The organism is Waterburya sp., from assembly GCF_058530065.1.
The window spans coordinates 15077-36100 of sequence record NZ_JBZNBU010000260.1; the positions used below are offsets into that span (position 1 = coordinate 15077).

Genomic DNA, 21024 nt, shown 5'->3' on the forward strand with positions numbered 1-21024 from the left:
ATTTTTATTTTAGCTAAATTTTTGTTCCTATTTATGACTTTGACCCGATTATTCATCCCCTGCGAGTACCCAACAAACGTATAAATTCATTTTGAACTATGCGATAACATTCACAGGCAGTATCCTCCAAACCTTGTTGATTGAGAATGGTAATCTTGCCGCGACTGTAGCGAATGATTCCTGCTTGTTGTAATATTCCTGCTGCGACAGTAACTCCAGATCGACGAGTGCCTAACATATTAGCAATAAATTCTTGGGTCAATAGCAGTTCGTTTTCTAATACGCAATCTTGTACTGAAAGCAACCAACGAGCCAATCTTTCTTCAATTTTATGTTGGCGATTGCAAGCCGCACTTTGAGAAACCTGAGTAAATAATGCTTGAATATAAAGCAAGACTAATTCTTGAAATTTTTTTCCCTGATGAAACTCTTCAACAATAATGTGGGCGGAGATTTTTAACGCCATGCCAGCAATTTGCACGATCGAACGGCTAGTGGTGCTTTTTCCGCCTAAAATTGCAGGAAGACCGATCAAGCCTTCGTTGCCAACTAAACCAATTTCTGTGGTTGAACCATCCATCATAATTGAAACTAGAGAAATCATCGCTTTCTGAGGAAAATAGATCGAACGAACAGTTTCGTTAGGTTCTAAAAGAATTTCGCCACTTTTAAGCTCGACTTGCTTGAGGTAGGGTGCGATGCGCTCGTATTCGGAGTCTGGCAAGGCAGCAAGTATTTTATTGGATTGTTTAAGATTCTCAGGCATTAGGGCGAATATATGGTCTTAACTTATCAAGCTGTAATGAAAATCTCATTAAAACTCAAAAGCAAATCGAGCTATGGGAAAAGTGATATGGGTGGATATTTTAAAAAACACCAAAAAATGACAGACTAGGCAAAGCTAAACTCTGTCAATCCTCCAACCGATTAAAAATCATACCTAACTAGAATACAATTAACCGTTCGGTATCGTACATAAGTTTTGATTTAACTTAGATTCGGTGCTTTATTACTAATTTGGGCTCTAGCAAACGTTGATATTCCGATTTAATCTTGCTATAGCACTCACAAGCGACTGATTCTAGCTTGACACGATTGAGGATGGTTATTCTACCTCGACTGTATTGAATAATGCCTTGTTTTTGGAAAGAGATGGCAATTTCGGTAATGCTAGCACGTCTGACTCCTAACATGAGAGAAATAAATTTTTGCGTTAAGGGTAACTTATTGGCTTGGGAGTTATCGTGAATTAATAGCAACCAGCGAGCCAATCTTTGTTCTATGCCATGATGACTCCGACAAGCAGCAATTTGTGCCATCTTACTAAATTGAGTTTGAGTATAAAGTAACAGTAGTTGTCGTAATTCTTCACCTCGTCGAAATTCTTTTTGCAATACATCAACGGGTAACTCGATCGCGCTACCAGAGATTTGAGTTATGGTGCGAGTAGTAGCGCGATCTGAACCGAGAATAGCTGGCAAACCTACTAAACCTTCATTCCCAACAGAATTAATTTCAACAATAGAGCGATCGCACATAATTAGTAATGAAGCCAATCGAGCAGTCTGGGGAAAATAGATACTAGTAATTTTTTGACCTGGTTCTTGTATGGTTTGTCCTGTAATTAAAGATACTTCTTGGAGATAAGGTAATAAACGTCGATCCGTTATCACCAGCAAAGTACGTAGTATTTGATTGATTACTACGAAATTAGAATCAGACATTAATTTTCTTGTTTGCCAAATCTATATCAACCGTCGAACAACGATTGAAATAATGAAGCAAAATTGTAATAGTTATTTGATGATTACTTATTGGTTACTTGGCGATCGCTTTTTCCGACTTAAAGACCTAAAGAGTTACAAAAATACAATTTAAACATATCGAGCATAGGTATTATAAGCCTTAATATTACTTTTGGCTTATTTACATTTATTTCATTTTCATTATGGATAGAGCAACTTTAAAGGTCAAAATTTATTGTGTCGAATCTTACAATTAATTAAATCAAATTTGCTACGTCAGCAAAAAAAGAGATGTTAGAACTAACATCCCCTTCTCCAAAATATTATCGATTTCTTGTAAGTCTATGCTACAGATTCCAAAGAAGCCAAAGGATTGGGAATAGTATCGGAAGGAGCTTCAAATTGTCCTGAGATGACATATTCCAATCTCAGTTTGAGCCAAGTAGCTAGTTGTTTTCTAGTGGTAATTACAGCAGCACAGGGTTGGGGAATTTTTGCCTTGACTGCTGCCATTTCAGGAGCGTCTAAAAATGCTGGCTGTTTGACAAACCAAAAATCTATCTCTTCATTTCTTTCTTGATAGTTACGCACTCGCTCTTGAATGACTTCTTCAAAAGGTTCTTCTTCTAATAAGAATTTTTGGCTGGCTGCAACATAATAATAGGTAGTCATGATTAATTATTTTCCAAAGTAAATCTTAAAAAATGATAATTTTAATATTTTGCTCGCCCCCTTGCCAAGAGAAATAAAGATCTTTAACAATTGCTCTGTTTGATAGGTTGCGATGCTATTGAGTGTGAGAAGACAAGGGTCATGGTACTGTCCATAACTAATTTTTCCACATTGGGGTCAAGTGGGGTGTTGCCTGGGAAAGAATGAGTCAAGATCAACTGCAATTCAGTTCTAAATCCTTTGTCGATTATTAGTTAGGGCAATTTGTTAAATTCTGTGAATCAAGGTATGGAGTTAAACTTAAATTCCCAAGGCGAAAAATTAGATTTTTAAAAGCAAGGTTAAAATAAATAGGCATTAACAAGGCATTGAAGTTAGCAAAGATCGAGACTTGATGCTAAATTCAATTCGGTCAGCATTAATCTAAACTATAGGAAAGCTATTATGACTAGCCCCATTTCTACTTTAGAAGAAAACACAACTCAATCAATTAACGAGTTTATTGAAGAAAGTTCCAGTCACCAAGAAGTCATTGAAACCGTCATTTCCAGCTTAGATCAAGATAATACCGCAATGGTTAACCATACTGATCGCGGCAGTCTTTGGAAATTTAATTATGGCAGTGTAGAAGTTTTTGTTCAGCTTACGGGAGAAAATGATGACGATTTATTAACTGTTTGGTCGAGCTTGCTGCAATTGCCAGCCAAAGACGAAGCGGGATTGATGCGTCGTTTGTTAGAAATGAATTGGTCTGGTACTTTTGAAACTTGCTTTAGCATTAAAGATAACCAAATCATGATTTCTGCCCAACGTACTGTGGCGGATATGTATCCAGGGGAAATTTCTCGGCTAGTTACTTTAGTCGCCAATATTGCCGACGACAATGACGAACTTTTACAAGAAGAATTTGGCGGAAGTTAAGATTTTTTTAAAGATTTAACTAGATTTCTTAAGATGAGGAGAAAGGGAATAAGATTATTTTTATTTTCTTTTTCCCCTAACTAACAACTAACAACTAACAACTAACAACTAAAACAAACCAGGATTGACAGCCTTCAAAGCTTCGGTCAATTCTTCTACGGTTTGAAATCTTTCGGCAGGAGACTTACGGAGGCATTTCATCGCAATTTGTTTGAGGGAATCGGGGATATCGTCACATTCTGCATAAGTGCTTAGTTTTTGAGCTTCGGCTCGAATATGACAAGCAATCCATTCCCCTTGAGTTGTTTGACCAGCATCGCTGTTATAAGGATTTTTGCCACTCAACATTTCATATAACATGATACCCAAACTATAAATATCAGTTCTTCTATCTATATCGGGTATTCCTTTACATTGTTCGGGGGAAGCATAGCGATAAGTACCAATAAAACTGCCGTGTTGAGTCATGGCAGTTTGTTTTTTTTCTTCGGTTTCTACAACTTTAGCAATGCCAAAGTCTAAGATTTTGGCTTCTTCTCCGAAGACACCGCCAGTGGCTAGGAAAATATTATCTGGTTTCAAATCTCGATGAATAATTCCTTTTTGATGAGCTTCTTTTAAACCCGTGCATACTTGCATCATAATCCGAATGGTTCGATTCACTGGTAATGTAGGAGTTTCTTCTAAAACTTCCCCCAAAGTTTTGCCGTGAAAATATTCCATTACATAAAAAGGAGAACCCATAAAGGGTTTTTCTGGGGGAGTCGTGCCAAAATCTGTTACTTGAACGATATTGTGACTTCTAAGACTGGAAATTACTTTAACTTCTCGATTAAATCTTTTAATTAAGGCTTGGTTATTATTGCCAGAGTAGCTAGTCATAATTTTCACTGCTACGGTTTTATTTTCCAATCTAGTGTCGGAGGCGATAAATACTTTACTCATCCCTCCCTGACCTAAAAGTTTATCCAAACGATAGCGATTGCTAATTACTTTTCCCAGGAAAAAATTGGGTCTAGTATATGAATTATCCAATTGTCCTTCAACATGAGTTGCTGGAGTTAACGAGCCATCAACCGTATCGGATTGAACTTGAGTAGCAGCAGATAAGGATTGATCTATAGTATTTGCTTCCATTTCTACAAAAGTAGGGTTGGGAGTTGCAGGAGGATTATTGGTTTCTGACTCGACAAAAGTAGGGTTGGGAGTTGCAGGAAGATTATTGGTTTCTGACTCGACAAAAGTAGGGTTGGAAGTTGCAGTATCAGGATCTGCATCTGACTCCATCATAGTGGGGATTGGCGAGTAGCCAGAAGGTTGAGAATTGCTATCAGTTGGAATTGAGGAAGTTATCTGAGAATCAGAATCTTTTAATCGAGGAATGATTAGTTTGACTAGAGTAGTTGCGATCGCTAAATTAACTACAGAAGGCATTAAGGGAATCCATCCCTGTTGGCTAAAGAAAAATACACCGCTACCAAAAATTGCGACTGCGGCAATGCCTCCTCCAGCTAAGGTTTGCCAAGTAGGACGGAACAATAAAGCGATCGCACCACCCGTCAATCCCCAAGCCGAAATCCACAGCCATTCCATTGATTCCGACCAATACCAAATTTGCGGACGTTGATCGAGGACGTTACTCAAGATTTGGCTTATCGCCCAACCATGCAAATAAACTCCTGGTTTGATGCCAAACGGTGTTTGATGAATGTCTTGTTTGGTGGTGTAGCCAATTAAAACTGCTTTGTTTTTTACTTGTTGGGGATTAATATTATTATCTAAAACATCGGCTAGAGAAATAATATCTACAGGTTGCTCTTGGCGATATTCTAAAAGTATTTGATAAATTCCCGATTCTAAATCTTGGTAGCCTCCAGCATTGGGTTTTAAAGCAGAATAATTTACCGAACCCAAACCAATATTACCCTCAGTTATTTGAGCCGTATCAATATAAATTTCTTCTGTTTGTAAATAGCTTAATGCGGTTAAAAATCCTAAAGAGAAAGGAGACTCGCATAAAGGAGCTTCGACATTTTTTAAACTGGTTGAAGTATTTAATTTAGCAGATTTAGCAGCAGTTATGGGAATGCTAGAAAGGGGCATTCTGCGAATTACTTCCGAGCCAAATTTATTAACTTTATCTGGTTCTAAATTAACAAAGCCCACCGCACTATCTAAGTCGATGACAGGGGGTGGTGCTATGCCTGCGGCTCTGGTTTCTGAAGGTAAGGCGCAGGAAAAAATTACTGGTTTAATTTGTCCTTCTAAAGGTTCGTATAAATTATTAGTGTAATTAATTAATTCTTCTCTTCCTTCACCAATGGGAACATCCCTTAAAATATCAATCCCAATAACTCTAGGCTGATGCTGTTGTAAATTTTGGATGGCTTTGGTTAAATTGCGATCGGAAATTTTATCGCTATTTAATTTTTGGAGAGAGCGATCGTCTATTCCCACCAATAAAATTCTAGAATCTGGATCTTTCTCTGCCTTCGATCTGATTAAATAATCAAAAGTTAATAATTCTCCCGATTCAAAAACACCTGTGGTTCGTAAGCCAATAATTAAACCAGAGGTTAACACGCTAGTTGCGATCGCCAGAGAAATTTTAACTATATTTAGACTCTGAGATTTGCTCATAAACCCCTCAACATAACTGACTTTTGGTGTTTTCTTGGCACAACCTTAACAAAAAATACTTCTATTGTCGTGGCGATCGAAACATCTCGTCTGAGAAAAAGACTAAATAGAGTTATTTTGAGTTGCTAAGTAGCTTTAGTTGATTAAAATTTGATACAAATATATCGTTTTATCTAAAGAGTAGTAAGATTTTCTCATCTATATTTTTTATCTATAATGTCTGGGGTAATCGCCAAAAAAATCGCTTGCAATATTGACTGGCTTCTTTTTGCTTTTAGGGTGTCAGAAAAATTCATCATCGATATCTAAAAATCCCTTGAAAATCGACCGAGATAAACTGACTAGTTATGATTTTGCAGAAGTATGTAACAATCGCTATTTACCAGAAGCTAGAGAATATCAACCTACTATTAATAATATTCATCCCATACATATTTTTGAACGGGAAGAAGTGCAAGACAAATTTGAAAATCGCGCCTTTTATTTTCCCGAAATTCCCGAAACTTGGTCTGTGTCAGGTATGAAACAAGAAACAACCGAACTTGTAGCCTGTATCACTCGTATTCCTGGAGCATTAATTGATACTTGTACTTACGAACCAGATATTGTCACAAATTTATACGATGCAGCATATGAAATTAGAGTTATTGTTGCCAAAACAGGAGCAGAAATAGATAAAACAGTAATTGATTCCGATCGGCAATGCCCTCTGGTAACATCTTTTGTGGAAGGAGAAGAAGACATCAAAGATTATCCATCTCTAGATCCTCAATATTTGCAACAATTTCTACATCCTCACGTTCAGCCTAATGCTGGCTAATATAACTAAAATCCCGCTTCCATGAGAGACAGTATATATAAATATCCCAAAACATATCATTTAGAAGGTTCTGGATTACCAGAGTCAAAAAAGGCTCAAGATAAAATTCCTTTTCAAGCGATCTCTATAAATATATTCGAGAAGATTTCATTACTAAAATTTTGAATTCGGGTGGGCATTGGCTAGATCGACCGATAATACCCAATCAATTGAAAAGTATAAATCTATAGATGTTGGATACGAATGATATCGTTTTTGTTAGTTGTTAGTTGTTTTACTAAACATTCAGCAATTCTTAAAGATGCCCCAGGTTTTCCCATGCGTCGCTTGCCATTAAGGGCAATTTGGTGTAGTTTTTGAAGATTATTAACAATTTGAAAAATTGCCTGACTCACTTCTGCCGCATTTTCTACCATGGCGATCGAACATCCCAGCAAACGAGACTGTGCTTCGGCGAAAGCATAGGTAAATTGAGGTCCTTCTCCTGGCATAATTACTACAGGTTTGCCCAACCCGACACATTCTTCTGTTGCCGTACCTGCCATAGCGATCGCAATTTTGGCTTTTTGTAAGAATTGTACGTAACTAGATTGACTCAAAATTAAGCTGGCATTCCCTTGACGAAGAGTATATCTCCCCGATTCTTCTTGGGTTGATTGCCATCCTCGATCTACTGCTGCGGTGATAAAGGATTTTAGATCCAAAGCTGGTGCAATTGCCCCTAAAAAATTGAGCGGGCGATCGCTATCTGTCATAATGCTATTAGCTGAAGTTAAGATTTGCTGCCAATTACGTAGGGCTTCTGGCATCCTCGAACCCGCCAGAATTAGTATATTCAGTTCGGGGGATTCTTCTAATTCTATTTCTCCAGTAATTTCATCCATCATCGGATTACCCAGATCGTAGGCAGAAATACCGTGCAGTTGCAAAATTGACGCAGTCAAACTATCCCTAGGAAACACCCCTTTACAAGTCTGGCGACTCATCAACCATCTTTCCCAAGGCAAATAAACCGAACCGAGACTTCTCTCTAGGCTAGAAGTCTGTTTTAACCATCCCGTCTCGTCTCGCAGATAGTATTCTGATTTAGCCGTACCCACGAAAGCATAATTACTACCACTCAACCAAGCGTAAAACAGGGGAACAATATCTCCCACCGCTAAAATTGCACCACCCTCTTTACCCCATTGACGTATTAGTTTAATTTGTTCTATGGTTAAAGCAACTAAACCACTGCGGAGATCTTGCCATAAAGGATTTCCTCCCATATAAATAAAACCGCCAGAAGGCATTTGTTGCACTCTTCCAGCGATAGTAATGTTTGATTTTTGATAAGCATAGCCCTCTCCGACAATGGGCAATGCAACTAATTCTAATTTCTTGGTGACAGCTTGCAACTGCTTGATTATCCGAACGGCAATTAGATCTTCACCATGACCATTACTCAGAACTAGCAGTTTCATTCGACTTTAACTAAGGGGATTTATCTAGCTCTATTTTAAGCATTTAATGATCTATCTAATCGTCGCGATTAATTTATCAATCGCACTACTTAATATTTATATAGCTATTAGAATTTGGCAATTGGGTCAATTATTAGCCAAAATCACGGCTATCTTAGATAAATACGAAAGTTACTTTCAGTTTACTCTAAAAGCTACTCCAATTATTCTCTATGAAGGAAAAAGTAATGTTAGTCAAATTCGTCAGAAGTATCAGCTATTGCAGCTACAAATTGCTAAAGTTAAGCAAATAATTTGGCTGATTAACTGGAGTTATACAACTTGGCTCAAAACTTAAACGAGCTGGAAATTAGGCATATACCAAGCGGGCTTCAGCAGTATCTTTAATTAAACCCATTTTAGAATGTAAATAATTATTGACAACTGCTCGTTCCATATCTGCTAAAGGTTGTTGAGCATCTAAACGATTGACCAATTGTCGTACTAATTCTGCTTCTTCAATTTCTAAAAGTTCCGAAGCATTAGTCGTTTCAATCACATTCCAGGTTTGGCGCAATAATGTAGTATTCAAAATGCTTGACCTCGTGATAGACAATGTTAATTTCGTTCCCTGTAGAACTAGATCGACACTAACAATGTTAATCCAACTCAGAAGAATATAAAGAAAATATTTAGATTTTCAACTTAAATTCACACAAAGCTTAACATTGTATACGTAATTGTTTACCTAAAAAGCATTTCTTAGTAAGTATTTTATTTACGTTCTGGATGCTCGGTAACCTCGCAATAGACCCCTAACTGATTGACTTTGGCGATGAGTTGATATAAACGACCAAGGCTTTTTTGATTAAAATAAAATGTTAAACGAGGTAAAGTTGCTATCTCGACTTCTTGTGCTTCTTCTGGTAGAGCCGAACTTTTCTTGATTTTCCCTTCAACTAAAATATCAGCAAATTCTTGATTGAGAGATTGTACTGCTGCGTCCGACAATTCTAATTTGAGTCGCATTACAAACAATTTACCAACATAACGACTGGAATGATAAACTCTGTAAAAATCTTTAATGGTTTGACAGGCAACATCAAGACGATCTGTAACGGTATATAAACTGGGATCTTCTGGACTAATTAAACCTTTTTCTTTGAGTTGTCGGCAAATATAATCATTCCAAGAATGCCAATAGTCTCCTCCTGGTTTATCTACTAACACTAATGGTACTGGGCCATGTTTGCCCGTTTGACAGAGAGTTAGAGTTTCAAAAGCCTCGTCTTGAGTGCCAAACCCCCCAGGAAAAAGTGCGATCGCATCACTTTCTTTAAGAAAAAATAGTTTGCGAGTAAAGAAATATTTAAAATCAATTAACTTATTATCTCCATCAATAGCAGAATTTGCTCCCTGCTCGAAAGGCAAACGAATATTTAAGCCAAAAGAATTTTCTCGCCCAGCACCTTCGTTTCCTGCTGCCATAATTCCTCCTCCAGCCCCAGTAACCACCATAAATCCTGCTTTGGTCATACAACGGGCAAAGTCCACTGCTATTTTGTACTCGGCTTGTTCGGGAGAAGTTCTAGCAGAACCGAAAATGGCTATTTTTCTTGTATGTCTGTAGGGATAGAACTTTTGGAAACCTTGTTCCATATCTTCAAGAGAAGCACTAAGGATCTTCCAGTTAAGACGCTCGGTATCCAATTCAGAAATTCTAATTAGAGTGTTTAAAGCTCTTTTTATATACTTACCGTGAGGATGATGGGGTAAATCGGCAAGTAAATTTTCTAGGGCGCGATCGATTACATTGGAGCGATCGGGAGGAGATAAAGTCATCTAACTAATATCGACAGTGAATTGTGTATGCTTGATTGTAACAATTGTAACGATAATGACAGTTGATTTTTTAGTAGATGATTGTAGCCTCAGCTTAATCTTATAAACAAGATCTGCTGAAGCCATATTGATAATTTTTAGAAAAATTAGAGATATTTTTCCAAAGTATTTGCCAAAGTAGTTTTAGGAACTGCCCCAACCACCATATCTACTCGCTGTCCATCCTTAAAAATCATAAGGGTAGGAATACTACGAATACCATATTGGCTGGCTACTTGAGGGTTTTCGTCTGTATTTAACTTGACGACTTTAATCTGTCCTTCATATTGTTCGGCAATTTCGTCTACGACGGGAGCTACCATACGGCATGGCCCACACCAAGGGGCCCAAAAGTCTACTAGTACAGGAACGGAACTTTCCAACACTTCTGCGGGAAAACTCGCGTCTGTTACTGGCGCGGCTGATGATGACATGTTTATTAAGTCCTTATTTACCACAAATCCTTTTCAATAATACAGAATTCTACCACAGCCAATGATTAACACTGCATTAAGCAATTAGACTTTACATCTAAAAGTCAGGGATTAAAAGATTGTAGCTATCCTTTGGATTAAAAATATATCTAAAAATAGAAAACCGCCCGATAAATTTTCGAGCGGAGTGTGGTGTGAGGAGTGAACGGAAACTTTTGTCTCCGCACATTTCTATTCTAAAATAGAACTTTGAAATTGCCAGAACTTTCTTACTTTTACTGATAGAACAATAGATTTCCTTTAGATTTTTTTTAGATTTCGACACAAAAGCCCATTGAAATCGATACAATGTTCTGAACGTAAAAATAGCTCGATTTTTTTGAGATATAGTTAGTTGCGTTTAGAGCAATTATTCAATTGATAAAAATGTTATCTAAGACGAGTATCGATCGCGAAGGAAAAATTCTAATTGCAGGGGCGATCGCTTTTTTTATCTGTACCCTTTCTTTAACCCTACATCGACATTTTTCGTTTTATTCTTCTTACGATCAAGGAATCTTCAATCAAGTTTTTTGGAATGGTACTCACGGTAACTTTTTTCAAAGCACTCTTTCTTCTCAACTTTCAACCAATGTAGTTCACAGCAATGAAGTTCCCTACGTCGGCTATCATCGCTTGGGACAACACTTTACTCCAGCTTTACTCCTGTGGTTGCCCATTTACTATCTATTTCCCCATCCAGCTACTTTGACAGTATTGCAGGCAATATTTGTTACCGCAGCAGGTTTGGTACTTTACCAACTAGCCAGAATTTATTTAGAACCTCAAGTTTCCCTTTTAATTAGCCTAAGTTTTTATGGCGCAAATGCTATTTTAGGGCCGACTTTAGCCAATTTCCACGATATTTCTCAGATTCCTTTATTTGTCTTTAGCTTGCTTTGGGCAATGGAAAAAAGACGCTGGTGGCTATTTGGCATTTTGATTATTTGCATTTTAGCGGTGCGGGAAGATAGCGGGATTACTTTGTTTGGTATTGGGATGTACATGATTCTTTCCCGTCGTTTCCCTCGTATTGGATTAGTTGTCTGTAGCGTTAGTTTCTTGTATATAGTGGCATTGACTAATTTAATTATGCCGCTATTTTCCGATGATATTTCCAAACGCTTCATGTTGGAAAGATTCGGACAGTATGCCGATGGCAACGAAGCTTCTACCCTAGAGATTATTAAAAATATGCTCACTAGTCCTGGTTTGTTGCTGGTTGAGTTATTTACTCCCTTTTTCGGTACTTTAAAATATGTCTTGGGACAGTGGTTGCCCTTAGCGTTTATTCCCGCTGTTGCCCCAGCATCTTGGGCAATCTCAGTCTTTCCCCTATTAAAATTGTTATTAGGCAAAGGACAAACTGTTCTGGTAATTTCTATTCGCTATGCGATGAGCGTTACTCCTGGTTTATTTTACGGTGCAATTCTTTGGTGGGCTGGACAGGGTTTTGGTAAGATTAACCAATCTTTGGCAGAATGCAAGCCGAGAAAACTACGTCCTAAATTTCGTCGCTTTTGGATTTTTTGTATTTGCTTGTCAATTCTATTCACGATTACTTCCAATCCCAGCCGTACTTTATCTTTTATAATTCCCGACTCTATTAGTCCTAGAGTTTACGTATCTCCAGTCAAGCAATGGCAGCACGTACCTCACATTAAAAAACTAATTGCTCAAATACCTGCCGATGCTAGTGTTTCTGCTTCTACTTATATAATTCCTCACCTTTCGGGAAGAAGAGAAATTATTCGTATGTCTGGTATTAAAATTAAAAACGATCGCCAGGAAGTTAATAAAGTAGATTATATTATTATGGATCTCTGGCAAATGGAACAATATCAGGCAGTTTTTGGCGAAGATCGTCATTGGTTGAAGACTGCCGAAAATTTGGTTAGCGGAGTTGTCGATCGCCAGCAACAATATGGCATTTTAGATTTTTCTGACGGAGTAATTTTATTACAAAAAGACATTGAATCCAAGCCAGAAGCCTTTTTAGCTTGGAAAGAATATCAAGCCAAAATCAAGTCATTACTGAAAAAAAGTGAGGAGTGAGTAGTAAAAATTATTCAGTAATTAACTGGGGCTAAATTTTAAAGTTAAATCCAACTTCTAAACCGACAGTACTTAAATTACCCTCATCGCCGTTTTCTTCTGGATAAATATTTTGAGCGTTAACATATCTAATCTGACCGATAACATCAAAAGATTCTGATAGAGGCAAACCAGCACCTGCTTTTAGTTGGAAAGCAAAGGCACTATCTGGATCTTCAACAATATCGTCAATTTCGTCTCCAAAACCAATTCCTACTATACCGACTCCAGGGCTAGCAAATAAATAGGGAGCTTTGAGGCTGTTACTACCCAAAGGAAGGAATAATCTAGGATTAATAAACAATCCCAGAGAAGAGAAATTAGAATCTTCTGGCTCGGCACTGCCACCAAAAATATAACCTTCTATGTCCGCCCCAAGTATGTGGCTAAATCTATAACCTGCAAACAGACTGCCTCCAAATCCCGTATTGGGGTCGATCGCATCGAGGTCTAGATCTTCTTCAATAATTTCAATACCATCTAATTCGCTGACAAAAAATACTCCCAAAGTACCCCCAGCGTAGATCCGTTTGGTTAAAGATCGATTGCCTCCAACAGAACTTCTTCTAAGATCTCGTCCTTCATCGAAACTATCAGCTATCTGAGTCAAGGAGTTATTTTGGCTGAGGTTTAAACTCTCGCATTGTCCCTCACAGGAGAGTCGAGCATTGGAATTTTCTGGGCTTTCTGCTTTAGCTGCCAGAGGAATGCCACAACTAAGTAATATTGCCAACATTATAGTTTTGATTTTCATATGCCTAGATTTAAATTGTGCTAGTACAAGTTAACTAACTTAATGAGTTAGTCTATCCAGGCTAGAAAATTGATGGTAAAGAATATGGTGAGAAACAATTTTAGATTATTTATTTTGATTCCTGGGAGGCATTCCCGTACCTTGATAAAACTTTCTTTCTAACTTATTCAGTTGCCACCAAATAATACTAGAAATCAGTAGGGTTGCAGAAGTGGCGATCGCAATTCCCCGAGCAGGAAGAGAGATATATAAAGCCAGAAGAGGCATGATTGCCCAAGTCAAAATAGTTAGAGCGATCGCGCCGATTTTGATTCTTTGGATATTTTTTAAAGCTTGAGAGCAACTGGCACAGTTTTTCGTGTGGGAATGATAGCGATCTAATAATTGTTCTTTGGGTAAAGCTGGAGGTAATTGGCGATCGCTAAAAGGATCGGCGTTAAATAAATTAACCCACTGACGCAATTCTGAGACATATAGATCGGCTTTGGTGGGTAAGTAGAAAGCTTTGCTATATTTGGCACTACCACCCAATGCTTCTAAATAACGCTCCTGATGGTGAAGAAAAATTTGATCGTCTTCTAAGATTCCATGTTGATTAATGTGGTTATACCATTTAGGGGTAAGTTTAATCAAGAAACGGGGTATGGGAGAAGCAAATTTAAAGGGAAAGCGGGCAAACAAACGACATTGTCCCTTACTTATAGGAGTAGCGTAAACTACCGTTAAAGTACGTCCAAACTGCTTAGATGTTAAATCGTGCCACATCAAACAAGGAGCAGTAAAGGTAGTATATTGCGTGCCTAATTTGCCTTTACGAGGACCTTCTTGCCAAACTCCTTTAAAGCCTTGTTTGCTAGATTCGGTCACTTCTAAATCTAGAGGAGCGACATTAGAGCGATCGCCTACAGTATTATGATGGGTGTAGGGAATGTGACTGGCATCGATCACATTTTCTAATAAAGTTAAAGCGTCATAGGGAAGATCGCGGAAAATATCCAAACACACCCAAGCATCGGGATCTTCTTCCATGGGTTCGATAATTGGTACTTCGGTTTTAAACGCTTTTTCTTGATCCCCAGGATAAACAAATAAAAGTCCTTGGGCAGTGGCAGTAGGATAAGATTTAACGCAGGCTCTTTTGGAAGTATGAGCTTTTTCTCCCGAATGTTGCTGGGGAATTGTTTCACATTCTCCATTTCCCGAAAATGCCCAGCCATGATATGGACATTCTAACAATCCTTCTTCATTAACTCTTCCTTCACTGAGAGATGCGAGACGATGGGGGCATTTATCGGCAAACACTTGCCAACTATTAGCCGACTCATCCCACCAAATTACCAGATCCTTTTCTAACAGGGTAAATTTACTCGGTTGACTTTTATCTAGGTCTTGTAAATAGTAAATGGGATACCATGCTTCTAAAGGATCGAATATGGTAGGCTCTGCTCCACCAGATAATAAGGTTGCTGTTTTCGGACTATCGCTAGTTAAAGTCATACCCAACATATTTCCAATTATTTCGTCTTGTAAATAATTGTTACACAATCTTCTTGTGGATAACCTGTGGAAAACTATGCAATAACAACGCAAATCTGTGGAAAAATCTACTCAATTCAATCAATTATCTATTTTTAAGCTCGGTCTAATGTCGATTTCAAGCAACACATTGCTCGGATTTATCGACTTTAGTTAGCTGTCTGCTACTTTTTGGAGGCATTGGTAATTCATGGCTGAGATGAAAATCCTGCTGAACTTTATAAGTCAAGCGGGGAGAAACTTGTCGAACAATTTGCGCCAACAAGCGATCGCCTGTAGATTGAATTAAAGAAGTAGATAACTTGTGAATAAAATTAGGAAATTCCACTTCTACAGATAAATTTAACTCCCAATTGACTTGAGTAATGCGAGGGGGAATATTTTGCTGGCGAGAGAATAAACCTTTTTTATTTTCTGCCAAACTGCTGCCCGCGATTTCGTTCAATTCCATTAAAGCCTGATAATTAACCTTATAACCCAGGCGATCTTCATCTTTTAAAGGGATTGTTTCCATACGATAAATATTACCCACAGGAGGATGTAAAACCACCCCCATTTTTGGCTCTACCTCATAACCAAAAGAACCGTATTTACCTACAGTGAGGACGTAACCATTGTTATCAAGAGGTTCGACTTTCATCGGTTGAGCGCAACGACGAAACCAACCTTCGTGGGCGTTTAAATATTGAGCTACCGTATCCGCATCGCTATACATATCCATTCGCCCAACAAAACTAACTGTAAAGGCGAAGATTTTTTGATTATCTAAAGAATTAGCACAGGTAAGCTGCATAGAGTTGGATTGAGAATTTTGTAATGTTATGTTTGGCGAACTATTAATAAATTTAGATTGCATAGCTATCCTTAAACTATCGTTTTAGAGCTTCACCCTACTGTTATGATGATTACAATAAAGGTGTTAATTATCAGCTAAACACTTTTTTAAAGTATTAGGTGTGATTTAGAATTACTATGCGGATATTTGTTGCTGGAGCTACAGGACAAACGGGTAGAGAGATTGTTAAGCAACTAGTAGAAAGAGATATTCCCGTGAAAGCACTAGTTAGAGATCTAGACAAAGCAAGATCCATACTTCCAGACTCAACAGAATTGGTCTTGGGAGATGTTTTAAAGCCAGAAACTTTTAGCAGTCACCTTTCCGATTGTAGCGTTTTAATCTGTGCCACTGGAGCTAGTCCCAGTTTAGATCCTACTGGTCCTTATCAAGTAGATTATCAAGGAACTAAGAATTTAGTCGATCTGGCTAAAAACAATAATATCGATCGCTTTATTTTGGTTTCTTCTCTGTGCGTCTCCAAATTTTTCCATCCTTTAAATCTATTTTGGCTGGTTTTGTATTGGAAAAAACAAGCAGAAGCCTACATTCAAGCTAGCGGTTTAAGCTACACCATAGTGAGACCAGGAGGATTGAAAAATGAAGATAATTCCGACCCTATTATTATGAAAAGTGCCGATACTTTGTTTGAAGGGAGTATTCCCCGCCCCAAAGTAGCCCAAGTTTGTGTTGAAGCTCTATTTCAACCCACCGCAGAATCAAAAATAGTAGAAATAGTCGCTAATCCAGAAGCAGAATCTCAAACCTGGGAGCAACTGTTTAGTAATATCGTTTAATATCTAAAGTACTACCTATAACCTTTCATTTGTTCTATCTAGCTGCTTTCGATGCAACTAATCAATAAAGCTACCAAGTTTTTCTATCTCGCCTGTCTAATTCTAGTTTTATCTCAATTAGGAGGGCATATCAGCAAAACCCAAGTACGTTCTTATCTAGCAACATCTAAACAAATACTCTCAAGACTTTCAGAGTATTGGCAAGAAAAGGGAACTACTCCTACTCAAGACATTGGTATTCTTCCCAGTATTCATCGCACTCAACCATTAGTTATGGATGGAGGAGACCCTTATATTCGAGCCTTGATGCGGACTATTACCGCTAGCGAAGCAAATGTCTCTCGACCCTACAACGTAATTTACGGCGGTCGCTATGTGGAAGATCTTAGCACTCATCCCGAATTATGCGTGCCAATTGTTGCGGGGCCTAATGTAGGAAAATGCACCACTGCTGCTGGACGCTATCAAATGTTAGATTTCACTTGGGACAGAAAAGCCCGAAAATATCATCCCAATCCTTCAGGATTTTGGCGATGGAAACAATATAGCTTTGAAGCAGAATATCAAGATAAAGTTGTCCATGATTGGCTCAACGATTCTAGGGCATGGGGAACAGATATTTCGCGACAGTTAAGAGAAGGTGAAATAAATCAAGTCTTGAAGTTACTCTCAGGTACTTGGACTAGTTTGGGTTACGGAATTGAAACTAATTCTATGAGTAATTATTTGCCTCAAATTTATCAAAATGTTCTGCAAGAAGAACTTAGTTAATAATTAATTTCCTCACGATTAAATGGCTTTAAGGTCAGGGGTCAGGGGTCAGGGGTCAGGGGTCAGGGGTCAGGTAGAGACTCCGATGAGCGTTCCCTTGCGCCTGTCGGCGGCGCGGGGTCTCATCGTTTCATGAAACGTCCGTACAGAAGTCAGAAGTCAGCCCAGAAGGTTTTTAAGCTTCGATCGTCGATTAAATTTTTTAGATGGTTTCTTCTTGCGAAGTTTGTGACGGGTCGCTAATCCTTTAGGGCTCAAGTTAGTCAACCTGTCCAACACAATTTCGCGCTATTTGGAATGAATATAGTTCATTTTGTTCCACAGTACTAAGATTTTTTCAACCATGAGAAACTAGTTTCACTCCCGCTACATTTACCGTACTCCAGATCTTTTGACATTCCCAGGATAGTTCTCGATAATAGATTGGTTGAGAAAGTGCGGCAATGGCGATTACAAATGAGGATTGCCAACATCTTGCCAAAAATAGCCTAGTTTGCCGAAAAAATTCTACTTGGCTGGATAGATTGAAAATGTCAAAAATATAAGTTCAACAAGTTAATTAATACAATTGAAGTTTAAAATTATCGATCGCCTGTGGTGCGATGGAATCTCTTTAGTAGATCGTTATATTATTCATCAATTAAGTTTATTTTTTTGGTTCAGTGTTGGCTTATTTTCTTCTTTAGGAGTAACCATCGGTACTGTATCGGATTTGGGTTATAAAGTTACGGAATATAATCTGCCTATTCCCATTGCTTGTTTGATTTTTGCTTATAAAATTCCCGAATATGCTGCCTATGCCTTGCCCATTTCGATTTTGCTATCTTGTTTGATTATTTACGGTCGTTTGAATAGCGATTGTGAGTTAATTGCCTTACTTAGTTTTGGCATTAGTTTAAAACGGATTATTGCTCCCGCTTTGATTTTTAGCTTATTAATTACAGGACTAACTTTTTTATTCAATGAATTAATTGTACCCGAAGCTAACTATCAAGCTAATTTATTACAAAATCCTTTTATTGCTAAAAGCGAACTTAATTTACAAAAACGAGATATTTTCTATCCTGAATATAAATCATCAGTAGATAATAATTCTGGTAAAAGTTTGAGTAGAATTTATTTTGCCGAACAGTATCGCGATCGCGTTTTAAATAGGATTACCATCATTAATTTGGAAAGGGGTGCGATCGAGGGAATTATCACTGCTAAATTAGCCAAGTGGGATGAGAAACAGCAATTTTGGCATCTTGTAGAGGGAGAAATTAATCGAATCAACTCAAAAAACGGCAAAATTTCTACAGAAGAATTTGAGCGCAAATATCTATCTTTACCCAACACTTTATTTCAAATTGCTCGACTCCAACGCAGTCCTGAAGATATGAACATCAGACAGGCAAAACAATATTTAAACCTGATTCAAGATAGCGGTCATAAAATAAATATTGCAAAGTTTGCCGTTAGAATTCAGCAAAAATACGCCTTTCCTTTTATTTGTTTTATCTTCGCTTTGATTGGTGCTGCTTTAGGAACAAAATATTCTCAAGTCAATCGTTCTCAAGCCTTCGGTCTGTGTGTGGCTATAGTCTTTCTTTATTACTTTTTAGGATTTAGTTTTGGCTCGTTAGGAATTACGGGAATAATATCGCCTTTCTGGGCAGCTTGGATTCCTAATATTTTAGGTTTAGTTGCTGGTATTAAAATTTTATCTAAATAAGCTAATAGTTACTAATTATTTAAACAATTCTAATCGCCAACAATCTCAACCCAAAGAGCATCAGCCTCTGGTTTAGAAAGTTGAACTATTTTTTCTTTTAACATAATTTTAACTTTCCCTTCAGGCATACTTTTATCTAATAAAACTAAATTCTGACCAATAATTAAATTTTTGCTTAAAAGTTGACCAACATAACCACCGTAAATGCGGTTGTAACCCACAATAGTTACTGCCGAACCAATAAATAAGTCTTTAATCTTAATCTTAACTTCCACTCTTGTTTTTATGGCAAATTTATGACTCAAAAATGCAATTGCGATCGCGAAGCAAGTCATAGACTCAGCTAGCCTTAACTCTCACACCTTTCAATCAAAATTGATAGTTGCTAATAAATATTATTTAGTATCCTACAATATTAAGAGTAAAATTGAGTTTTATTAGCAATAAGTTTAAATTAATTTTAAATCTACGCTGTTTTTCCACTATTTTTCAGGGGTAAAAATACCACTGCTAAAACTTTTGAGATAAATGCTTTTCCACGATGCTTGATACTTGTTTGGGTTTGACTCGAACATATTGCTCTTTATCTGGCAGGACAAGCATTGTCGGAGCTTGTTTACATTTTTTCAGACATCCAGTCTTTTTAATCTCAACATTTTCGAGAGAGCCTTGTTTTTTCAGCTCTGATTCCAATAGATTACAAACTGCTCTGCCACCCTTTTTCCAACAGTTAGATTTCTGACAAATCAAGACTTTAGCTTTCTTTTTCGACTTTTTCGATTTATCACTCTTAGAAGCGGGCGTGTCAGCTACAACAGGAGACGACAATAACTGAATACCGTAGGCTTTATATTCTGAAAGATCTTCTTTGGGTTTGCGCTTTAACATACCCTTAACTTTTAATTTAGATCCTAATTCAAGCTTTAATGCTAAGTTTTTGGGTTGTTCTTTGGCTACTTTGATCCGCAATTCTTCGCGATCTACAGATAAAAGTAAATATTTAACTCGCCCATCAGATTTAGCATCTACTTCTTTTAATTCGCCAATCGCAGTAAATTCAGAAATTAAGGGAGTTATTGTCATCATAATACTTTCTTAATTGCTAGTTATTGCTATCTATTCTAATTGATTTTCTTTTTCAATAACTAAAAAAGTTTGAGGATCTATACAATCGATGTGCTATTGGTGCGATCGAATTAGAGTAGCGAATAATCCTCGATCTTTTTAATACCTAAGTACTATAAACAATGGGCAATCTTGTAAATAAATTTGAGAGATTAGAGCGAAATAAATGAAGTATGTAATATGATGTTTCATAGTATAAATTGCTTAAAAATACTCAATTTCCGATTCAAACTTTAGAAGTTAACGGTGTGGGCACGATAGATACTAGCGTTTATGGTACTGGTAATGGTGGAGATATCAATATCAATGTCGAAAATAATGCCAATTCTATTTTAGGAATTCTCGAACGAAAAGCGATCGCCAATAACAATTCTAACGATATTGATGCTAGTTCCGATTTTGGTTTGGATGGTATGGTGTCGATTTTCACGCCTGAAACCAATACTCTAGAAGGCATCAGAGAATTACCTGAAAATGTTATTGTAACCGAGCAAACTGCTGCTAGTGCTTGTAGCATCGATCGCCATAACGTAGCTCGAAATAGTTTCACCATCCAAGGAAGAGGTGGCATCCAACAGTCTCCAACTGCGCCTTTAAGTTCTGATACTTTGTTTTCTTTAGATAATTCTCAAGCAACTAAAATTCAAGCAATTGATACTTCTAAAGGCAAAATTATTATGGCTAGGGGCGTAGAAGTCAAACCCAATGGCGATATTTATCTAACTGCCTATCCTACAGGCGATCGCTCGTCTAATACTAATTCCGAATATAGTAATTGCGATCGCCATACCATAGTTAATTAAT

General features: G+C 37.5%; 22 protein-coding genes. 8 read left to right on the forward strand and 14 right to left on the reverse strand.

Annotated features, from left to right (window positions below; translation table 11 throughout):
- Positions 1 to 52: 52 nt before the first annotated feature.
- From AC33VI_RS15590 to AC33VI_RS15600, 3 genes are all read right to left on the reverse strand, one after another.
- On the reverse strand, positions 53 to 766 hold the full coding sequence (locus tag AC33VI_RS15590; RefSeq protein WP_491783190.1) for a Crp/Fnr family transcriptional regulator: 714 nt from the start codon (positions 764 to 766) through the stop codon (positions 53 to 55).
- 226 nt (positions 767 to 992) lie between these two features.
- Positions 993 to 1724, reverse strand: a complete 732-nt coding sequence (locus AC33VI_RS15595; protein ID WP_491783191.1) for a Crp/Fnr family transcriptional regulator — start codon at positions 1722 to 1724, stop codon at positions 993 to 995.
- A gap of 363 nt (positions 1725 to 2087) precedes the next feature.
- Positions 2088 to 2417: an MgPME-cyclase complex family protein gene (locus AC33VI_RS15600; protein WP_491783192.1), complete on the reverse strand. Its 330-nt coding sequence runs from the start codon at positions 2415 to 2417 to the stop codon at positions 2088 to 2090.
- A gap of 444 nt (positions 2418 to 2861) precedes the next feature.
- On the opposite strand from AC33VI_RS15600, the gene AC33VI_RS15605 reads away from it, so the two are divergent.
- Positions 2862 to 3338 (forward strand): YbjN domain-containing protein, encoded by a 477-nt coding sequence (locus AC33VI_RS15605; RefSeq protein ID WP_491783193.1) that lies wholly within the window; start codon positions 2862 to 2864, stop codon positions 3336 to 3338.
- 108 nt (positions 3339 to 3446) lie between these two features.
- Here the strand turns inward: AC33VI_RS15605 and AC33VI_RS15610 are convergent, their stop codons facing one another.
- The gene (locus AC33VI_RS15610) at positions 3447 to 5978 is read right to left on the reverse strand and encodes a CHASE2 domain-containing protein (protein ID WP_491783194.1); all 2532 of its coding nucleotides are present in this window, start codon (positions 5976 to 5978) and stop codon (positions 3447 to 3449) included.
- A 316-nt stretch (positions 5979 to 6294) separates the two neighbouring features.
- On the opposite strand from AC33VI_RS15610, the gene AC33VI_RS15615 reads away from it, so the two are divergent.
- Positions 6295 to 6798 (forward strand): hypothetical protein, encoded by a 504-nt coding sequence (locus AC33VI_RS15615; protein WP_491783195.1) that lies wholly within the window; start codon positions 6295 to 6297, stop codon positions 6796 to 6798.
- Positions 6799 to 7022: 224 nt separating this feature from the next.
- Here AC33VI_RS15615 and AC33VI_RS15620 read toward each other — a convergent pair whose 3' ends face one another.
- Entirely contained in the window at positions 7023 to 8261 is a 1239-nt protein-coding gene (locus AC33VI_RS15620; protein WP_491783196.1) for a lipid-A-disaccharide synthase-related protein, read from the reverse strand.
- Positions 8262 to 8307: 46 nt separating this feature from the next.
- Between AC33VI_RS15620 and AC33VI_RS15625 the strand changes: the two genes are divergently transcribed.
- Positions 8308 to 8598, forward strand: a complete 291-nt coding sequence (locus AC33VI_RS15625) for a hypothetical protein (protein WP_491783197.1) — start codon at positions 8308 to 8310, stop codon at positions 8596 to 8598.
- Between the two features lie 12 nt (positions 8599 to 8610).
- Here AC33VI_RS15625 and AC33VI_RS15630 read toward each other — a convergent pair whose 3' ends face one another.
- The 3 genes from AC33VI_RS15630 to trxA form a co-directional block, all read right to left on the reverse strand.
- Positions 8611 to 8832, reverse strand: a complete 222-nt coding sequence (locus tag AC33VI_RS15630; RefSeq protein ID WP_491783198.1) for a hypothetical protein — start codon at positions 8830 to 8832, stop codon at positions 8611 to 8613.
- Positions 8833 to 9014: 182 nt separating this feature from the next.
- Positions 9015 to 10082: an LOG family protein gene (locus AC33VI_RS15635; RefSeq protein WP_491783199.1), complete on the reverse strand. Its 1068-nt coding sequence runs from the start codon at positions 10080 to 10082 to the stop codon at positions 9015 to 9017.
- Positions 10083 to 10228: 146 nt separating this feature from the next.
- On the reverse strand, positions 10229 to 10555 hold the full coding sequence (trxA, locus tag AC33VI_RS15640; protein WP_491783200.1) for a thioredoxin: 327 nt from the start codon (positions 10553 to 10555) through the stop codon (positions 10229 to 10231).
- 426 nt (positions 10556 to 10981) lie between these two features.
- Here trxA and AC33VI_RS15645 point away from each other — a divergent pair, with 426 nt between their 5' ends.
- Positions 10982 to 12649, forward strand: a complete 1668-nt coding sequence (locus AC33VI_RS15645; RefSeq protein ID WP_491783201.1) for a DUF2079 domain-containing protein — start codon at positions 10982 to 10984, stop codon at positions 12647 to 12649.
- Positions 12650 to 12680: 31 nt separating this feature from the next.
- Here AC33VI_RS15645 and AC33VI_RS15650 read toward each other — a convergent pair whose 3' ends face one another.
- The 3 genes from AC33VI_RS15650 to AC33VI_RS15660 form a co-directional block, all read right to left on the reverse strand.
- Positions 12681 to 13442, reverse strand: coding sequence for an outer membrane beta-barrel protein (locus AC33VI_RS15650; RefSeq protein ID WP_491783202.1), 762 nt, complete (start codon positions 13440 to 13442; stop codon positions 12681 to 12683).
- Positions 13443 to 13547: 105 nt separating this feature from the next.
- On the reverse strand, positions 13548 to 14939 hold the full coding sequence (locus AC33VI_RS15655; RefSeq protein WP_491783203.1) for an aromatic ring-hydroxylating dioxygenase subunit alpha: 1392 nt from the start codon (positions 14937 to 14939) through the stop codon (positions 13548 to 13550).
- A gap of 157 nt (positions 14940 to 15096) precedes the next feature.
- Entirely contained in the window at positions 15097 to 15834 is a 738-nt protein-coding gene (locus tag AC33VI_RS15660; RefSeq protein WP_491783204.1) for a DUF1997 domain-containing protein, read from the reverse strand.
- A gap of 116 nt (positions 15835 to 15950) precedes the next feature.
- Between AC33VI_RS15660 and AC33VI_RS15665 the strand changes: the two genes are divergently transcribed.
- A complete protein-coding gene (locus tag AC33VI_RS15665) occupies positions 15951 to 16610 on the forward strand; it encodes an SDR family oxidoreductase (RefSeq protein ID WP_491783205.1) in 660 nt (219 codons plus the stop codon).
- A 51-nt stretch (positions 16611 to 16661) separates the two neighbouring features.
- The gene (locus tag AC33VI_RS15670; RefSeq protein ID WP_491783206.1) at positions 16662 to 17381 is read left to right on the forward strand and encodes a glycoside hydrolase family 24 protein; all 720 of its coding nucleotides are present in this window, start codon (positions 16662 to 16664) and stop codon (positions 17379 to 17381) included.
- A gap of 337 nt (positions 17382 to 17718) precedes the next feature.
- On the opposite strand, the gene AC33VI_RS15675 is transcribed toward AC33VI_RS15670, so the two are convergent.
- Positions 17719 to 17862, reverse strand: coding sequence for a hypothetical protein (locus AC33VI_RS15675; protein WP_491783207.1), 144 nt, complete (start codon positions 17860 to 17862; stop codon positions 17719 to 17721).
- 87 nt (positions 17863 to 17949) lie between these two features.
- On the opposite strand from AC33VI_RS15675, the gene AC33VI_RS15680 reads away from it, so the two are divergent.
- Complete coding sequence (locus AC33VI_RS15680) at positions 17950 to 19095, forward strand: LptF/LptG family permease (RefSeq protein WP_491783208.1); 1146 nt, start codon at positions 17950 to 17952, stop codon at positions 19093 to 19095.
- Between the two features lie 29 nt (positions 19096 to 19124).
- Here the strand turns inward: AC33VI_RS15680 and AC33VI_RS15685 are convergent, their stop codons facing one another.
- Positions 19125 to 19370 (reverse strand): FeoA domain-containing protein, encoded by a 246-nt coding sequence (locus AC33VI_RS15685; protein ID WP_491783209.1) that lies wholly within the window; start codon positions 19368 to 19370, stop codon positions 19125 to 19127.
- Positions 19371 to 19605: 235 nt separating this feature from the next.
- Positions 19606 to 20181 (reverse strand): (2Fe-2S) ferredoxin domain-containing protein, encoded by a 576-nt coding sequence (locus AC33VI_RS15690; RefSeq protein ID WP_491783210.1) that lies wholly within the window; start codon positions 20179 to 20181, stop codon positions 19606 to 19608.
- A 239-nt stretch (positions 20182 to 20420) separates the two neighbouring features.
- Between AC33VI_RS15690 and AC33VI_RS15695 the strand changes: the two genes are divergently transcribed.
- Positions 20421 to 21023, forward strand: coding sequence for a hypothetical protein (locus AC33VI_RS15695; RefSeq protein ID WP_491783211.1), 603 nt, complete (start codon positions 20421 to 20423; stop codon positions 21021 to 21023).
- Position 21024 lies beyond the last annotated feature (1 nt).

What these genes read in the sequence shown, in the direction of transcription:
- trxA (WP_491783200.1), bottom strand. Translation starts at nt 10,555, where the DNA reads ATGTCATCATCAGCCGCGCCAGTAACAGACGCGAGTTTTCCCGCAGAA.
- AC33VI_RS15600 (WP_491783192.1), bottom strand. Translation starts at nt 2,417, where the DNA reads ATGACTACCTATTATTATGTTGCAGCCAGCCAAAAATTCTTATTAGAA.
- AC33VI_RS15625 (WP_491783197.1), top strand. Translation starts at nt 8,308, where the DNA reads ATGATCTATCTAATCGTCGCGATTAATTTATCAATCGCACTACTTAAT.
- AC33VI_RS15665 (WP_491783205.1), top strand. Translation starts at nt 15,951, where the DNA reads ATGCGGATATTTGTTGCTGGAGCTACAGGACAAACGGGTAGAGAGATT.
- AC33VI_RS15605 (WP_491783193.1), top strand. Translation starts at nt 2,862, where the DNA reads ATGACTAGCCCCATTTCTACTTTAGAAGAAAACACAACTCAATCAATT.
- AC33VI_RS15670 (WP_491783206.1), top strand. Translation starts at nt 16,662, where the DNA reads ATGCAACTAATCAATAAAGCTACCAAGTTTTTCTATCTCGCCTGTCTA.
- AC33VI_RS15650 (WP_491783202.1), bottom strand. Translation starts at nt 13,442, where the DNA reads ATGAAAATCAAAACTATAATGTTGGCAATATTACTTAGTTGTGGCATT.
- AC33VI_RS15645 (WP_491783201.1), top strand. Translation starts at nt 10,982, where the DNA reads ATGTTATCTAAGACGAGTATCGATCGCGAAGGAAAAATTCTAATTGCA.
- AC33VI_RS15690 (WP_491783210.1), bottom strand. Translation starts at nt 20,181, where the DNA reads ATGATGACAATAACTCCCTTAATTTCTGAATTTACTGCGATTGGCGAA.
- AC33VI_RS15590 (WP_491783190.1), bottom strand. Translation starts at nt 766, where the DNA reads ATGCCTGAGAATCTTAAACAATCCAATAAAATACTTGCTGCCTTGCCA.
- AC33VI_RS15610 (WP_491783194.1), bottom strand. Translation starts at nt 5,978, where the DNA reads ATGAGCAAATCTCAGAGTCTAAATATAGTTAAAATTTCTCTGGCGATC.
- AC33VI_RS15655 (WP_491783203.1), bottom strand. Translation starts at nt 14,939, where the DNA reads ATGACTTTAACTAGCGATAGTCCGAAAACAGCAACCTTATTATCTGGT.
- AC33VI_RS15635 (WP_491783199.1), bottom strand. Translation starts at nt 10,082, where the DNA reads ATGACTTTATCTCCTCCCGATCGCTCCAATGTAATCGATCGCGCCCTA.
- AC33VI_RS15595 (WP_491783191.1), bottom strand. Translation starts at nt 1,724, where the DNA reads ATGTCTGATTCTAATTTCGTAGTAATCAATCAAATACTACGTACTTTG.
- AC33VI_RS15660 (WP_491783204.1), bottom strand. Translation starts at nt 15,834, where the DNA reads ATGCAATCTAAATTTATTAATAGTTCGCCAAACATAACATTACAAAAT.
- AC33VI_RS15620 (WP_491783196.1), bottom strand. Translation starts at nt 8,261, where the DNA reads ATGAAACTGCTAGTTCTGAGTAATGGTCATGGTGAAGATCTAATTGCC.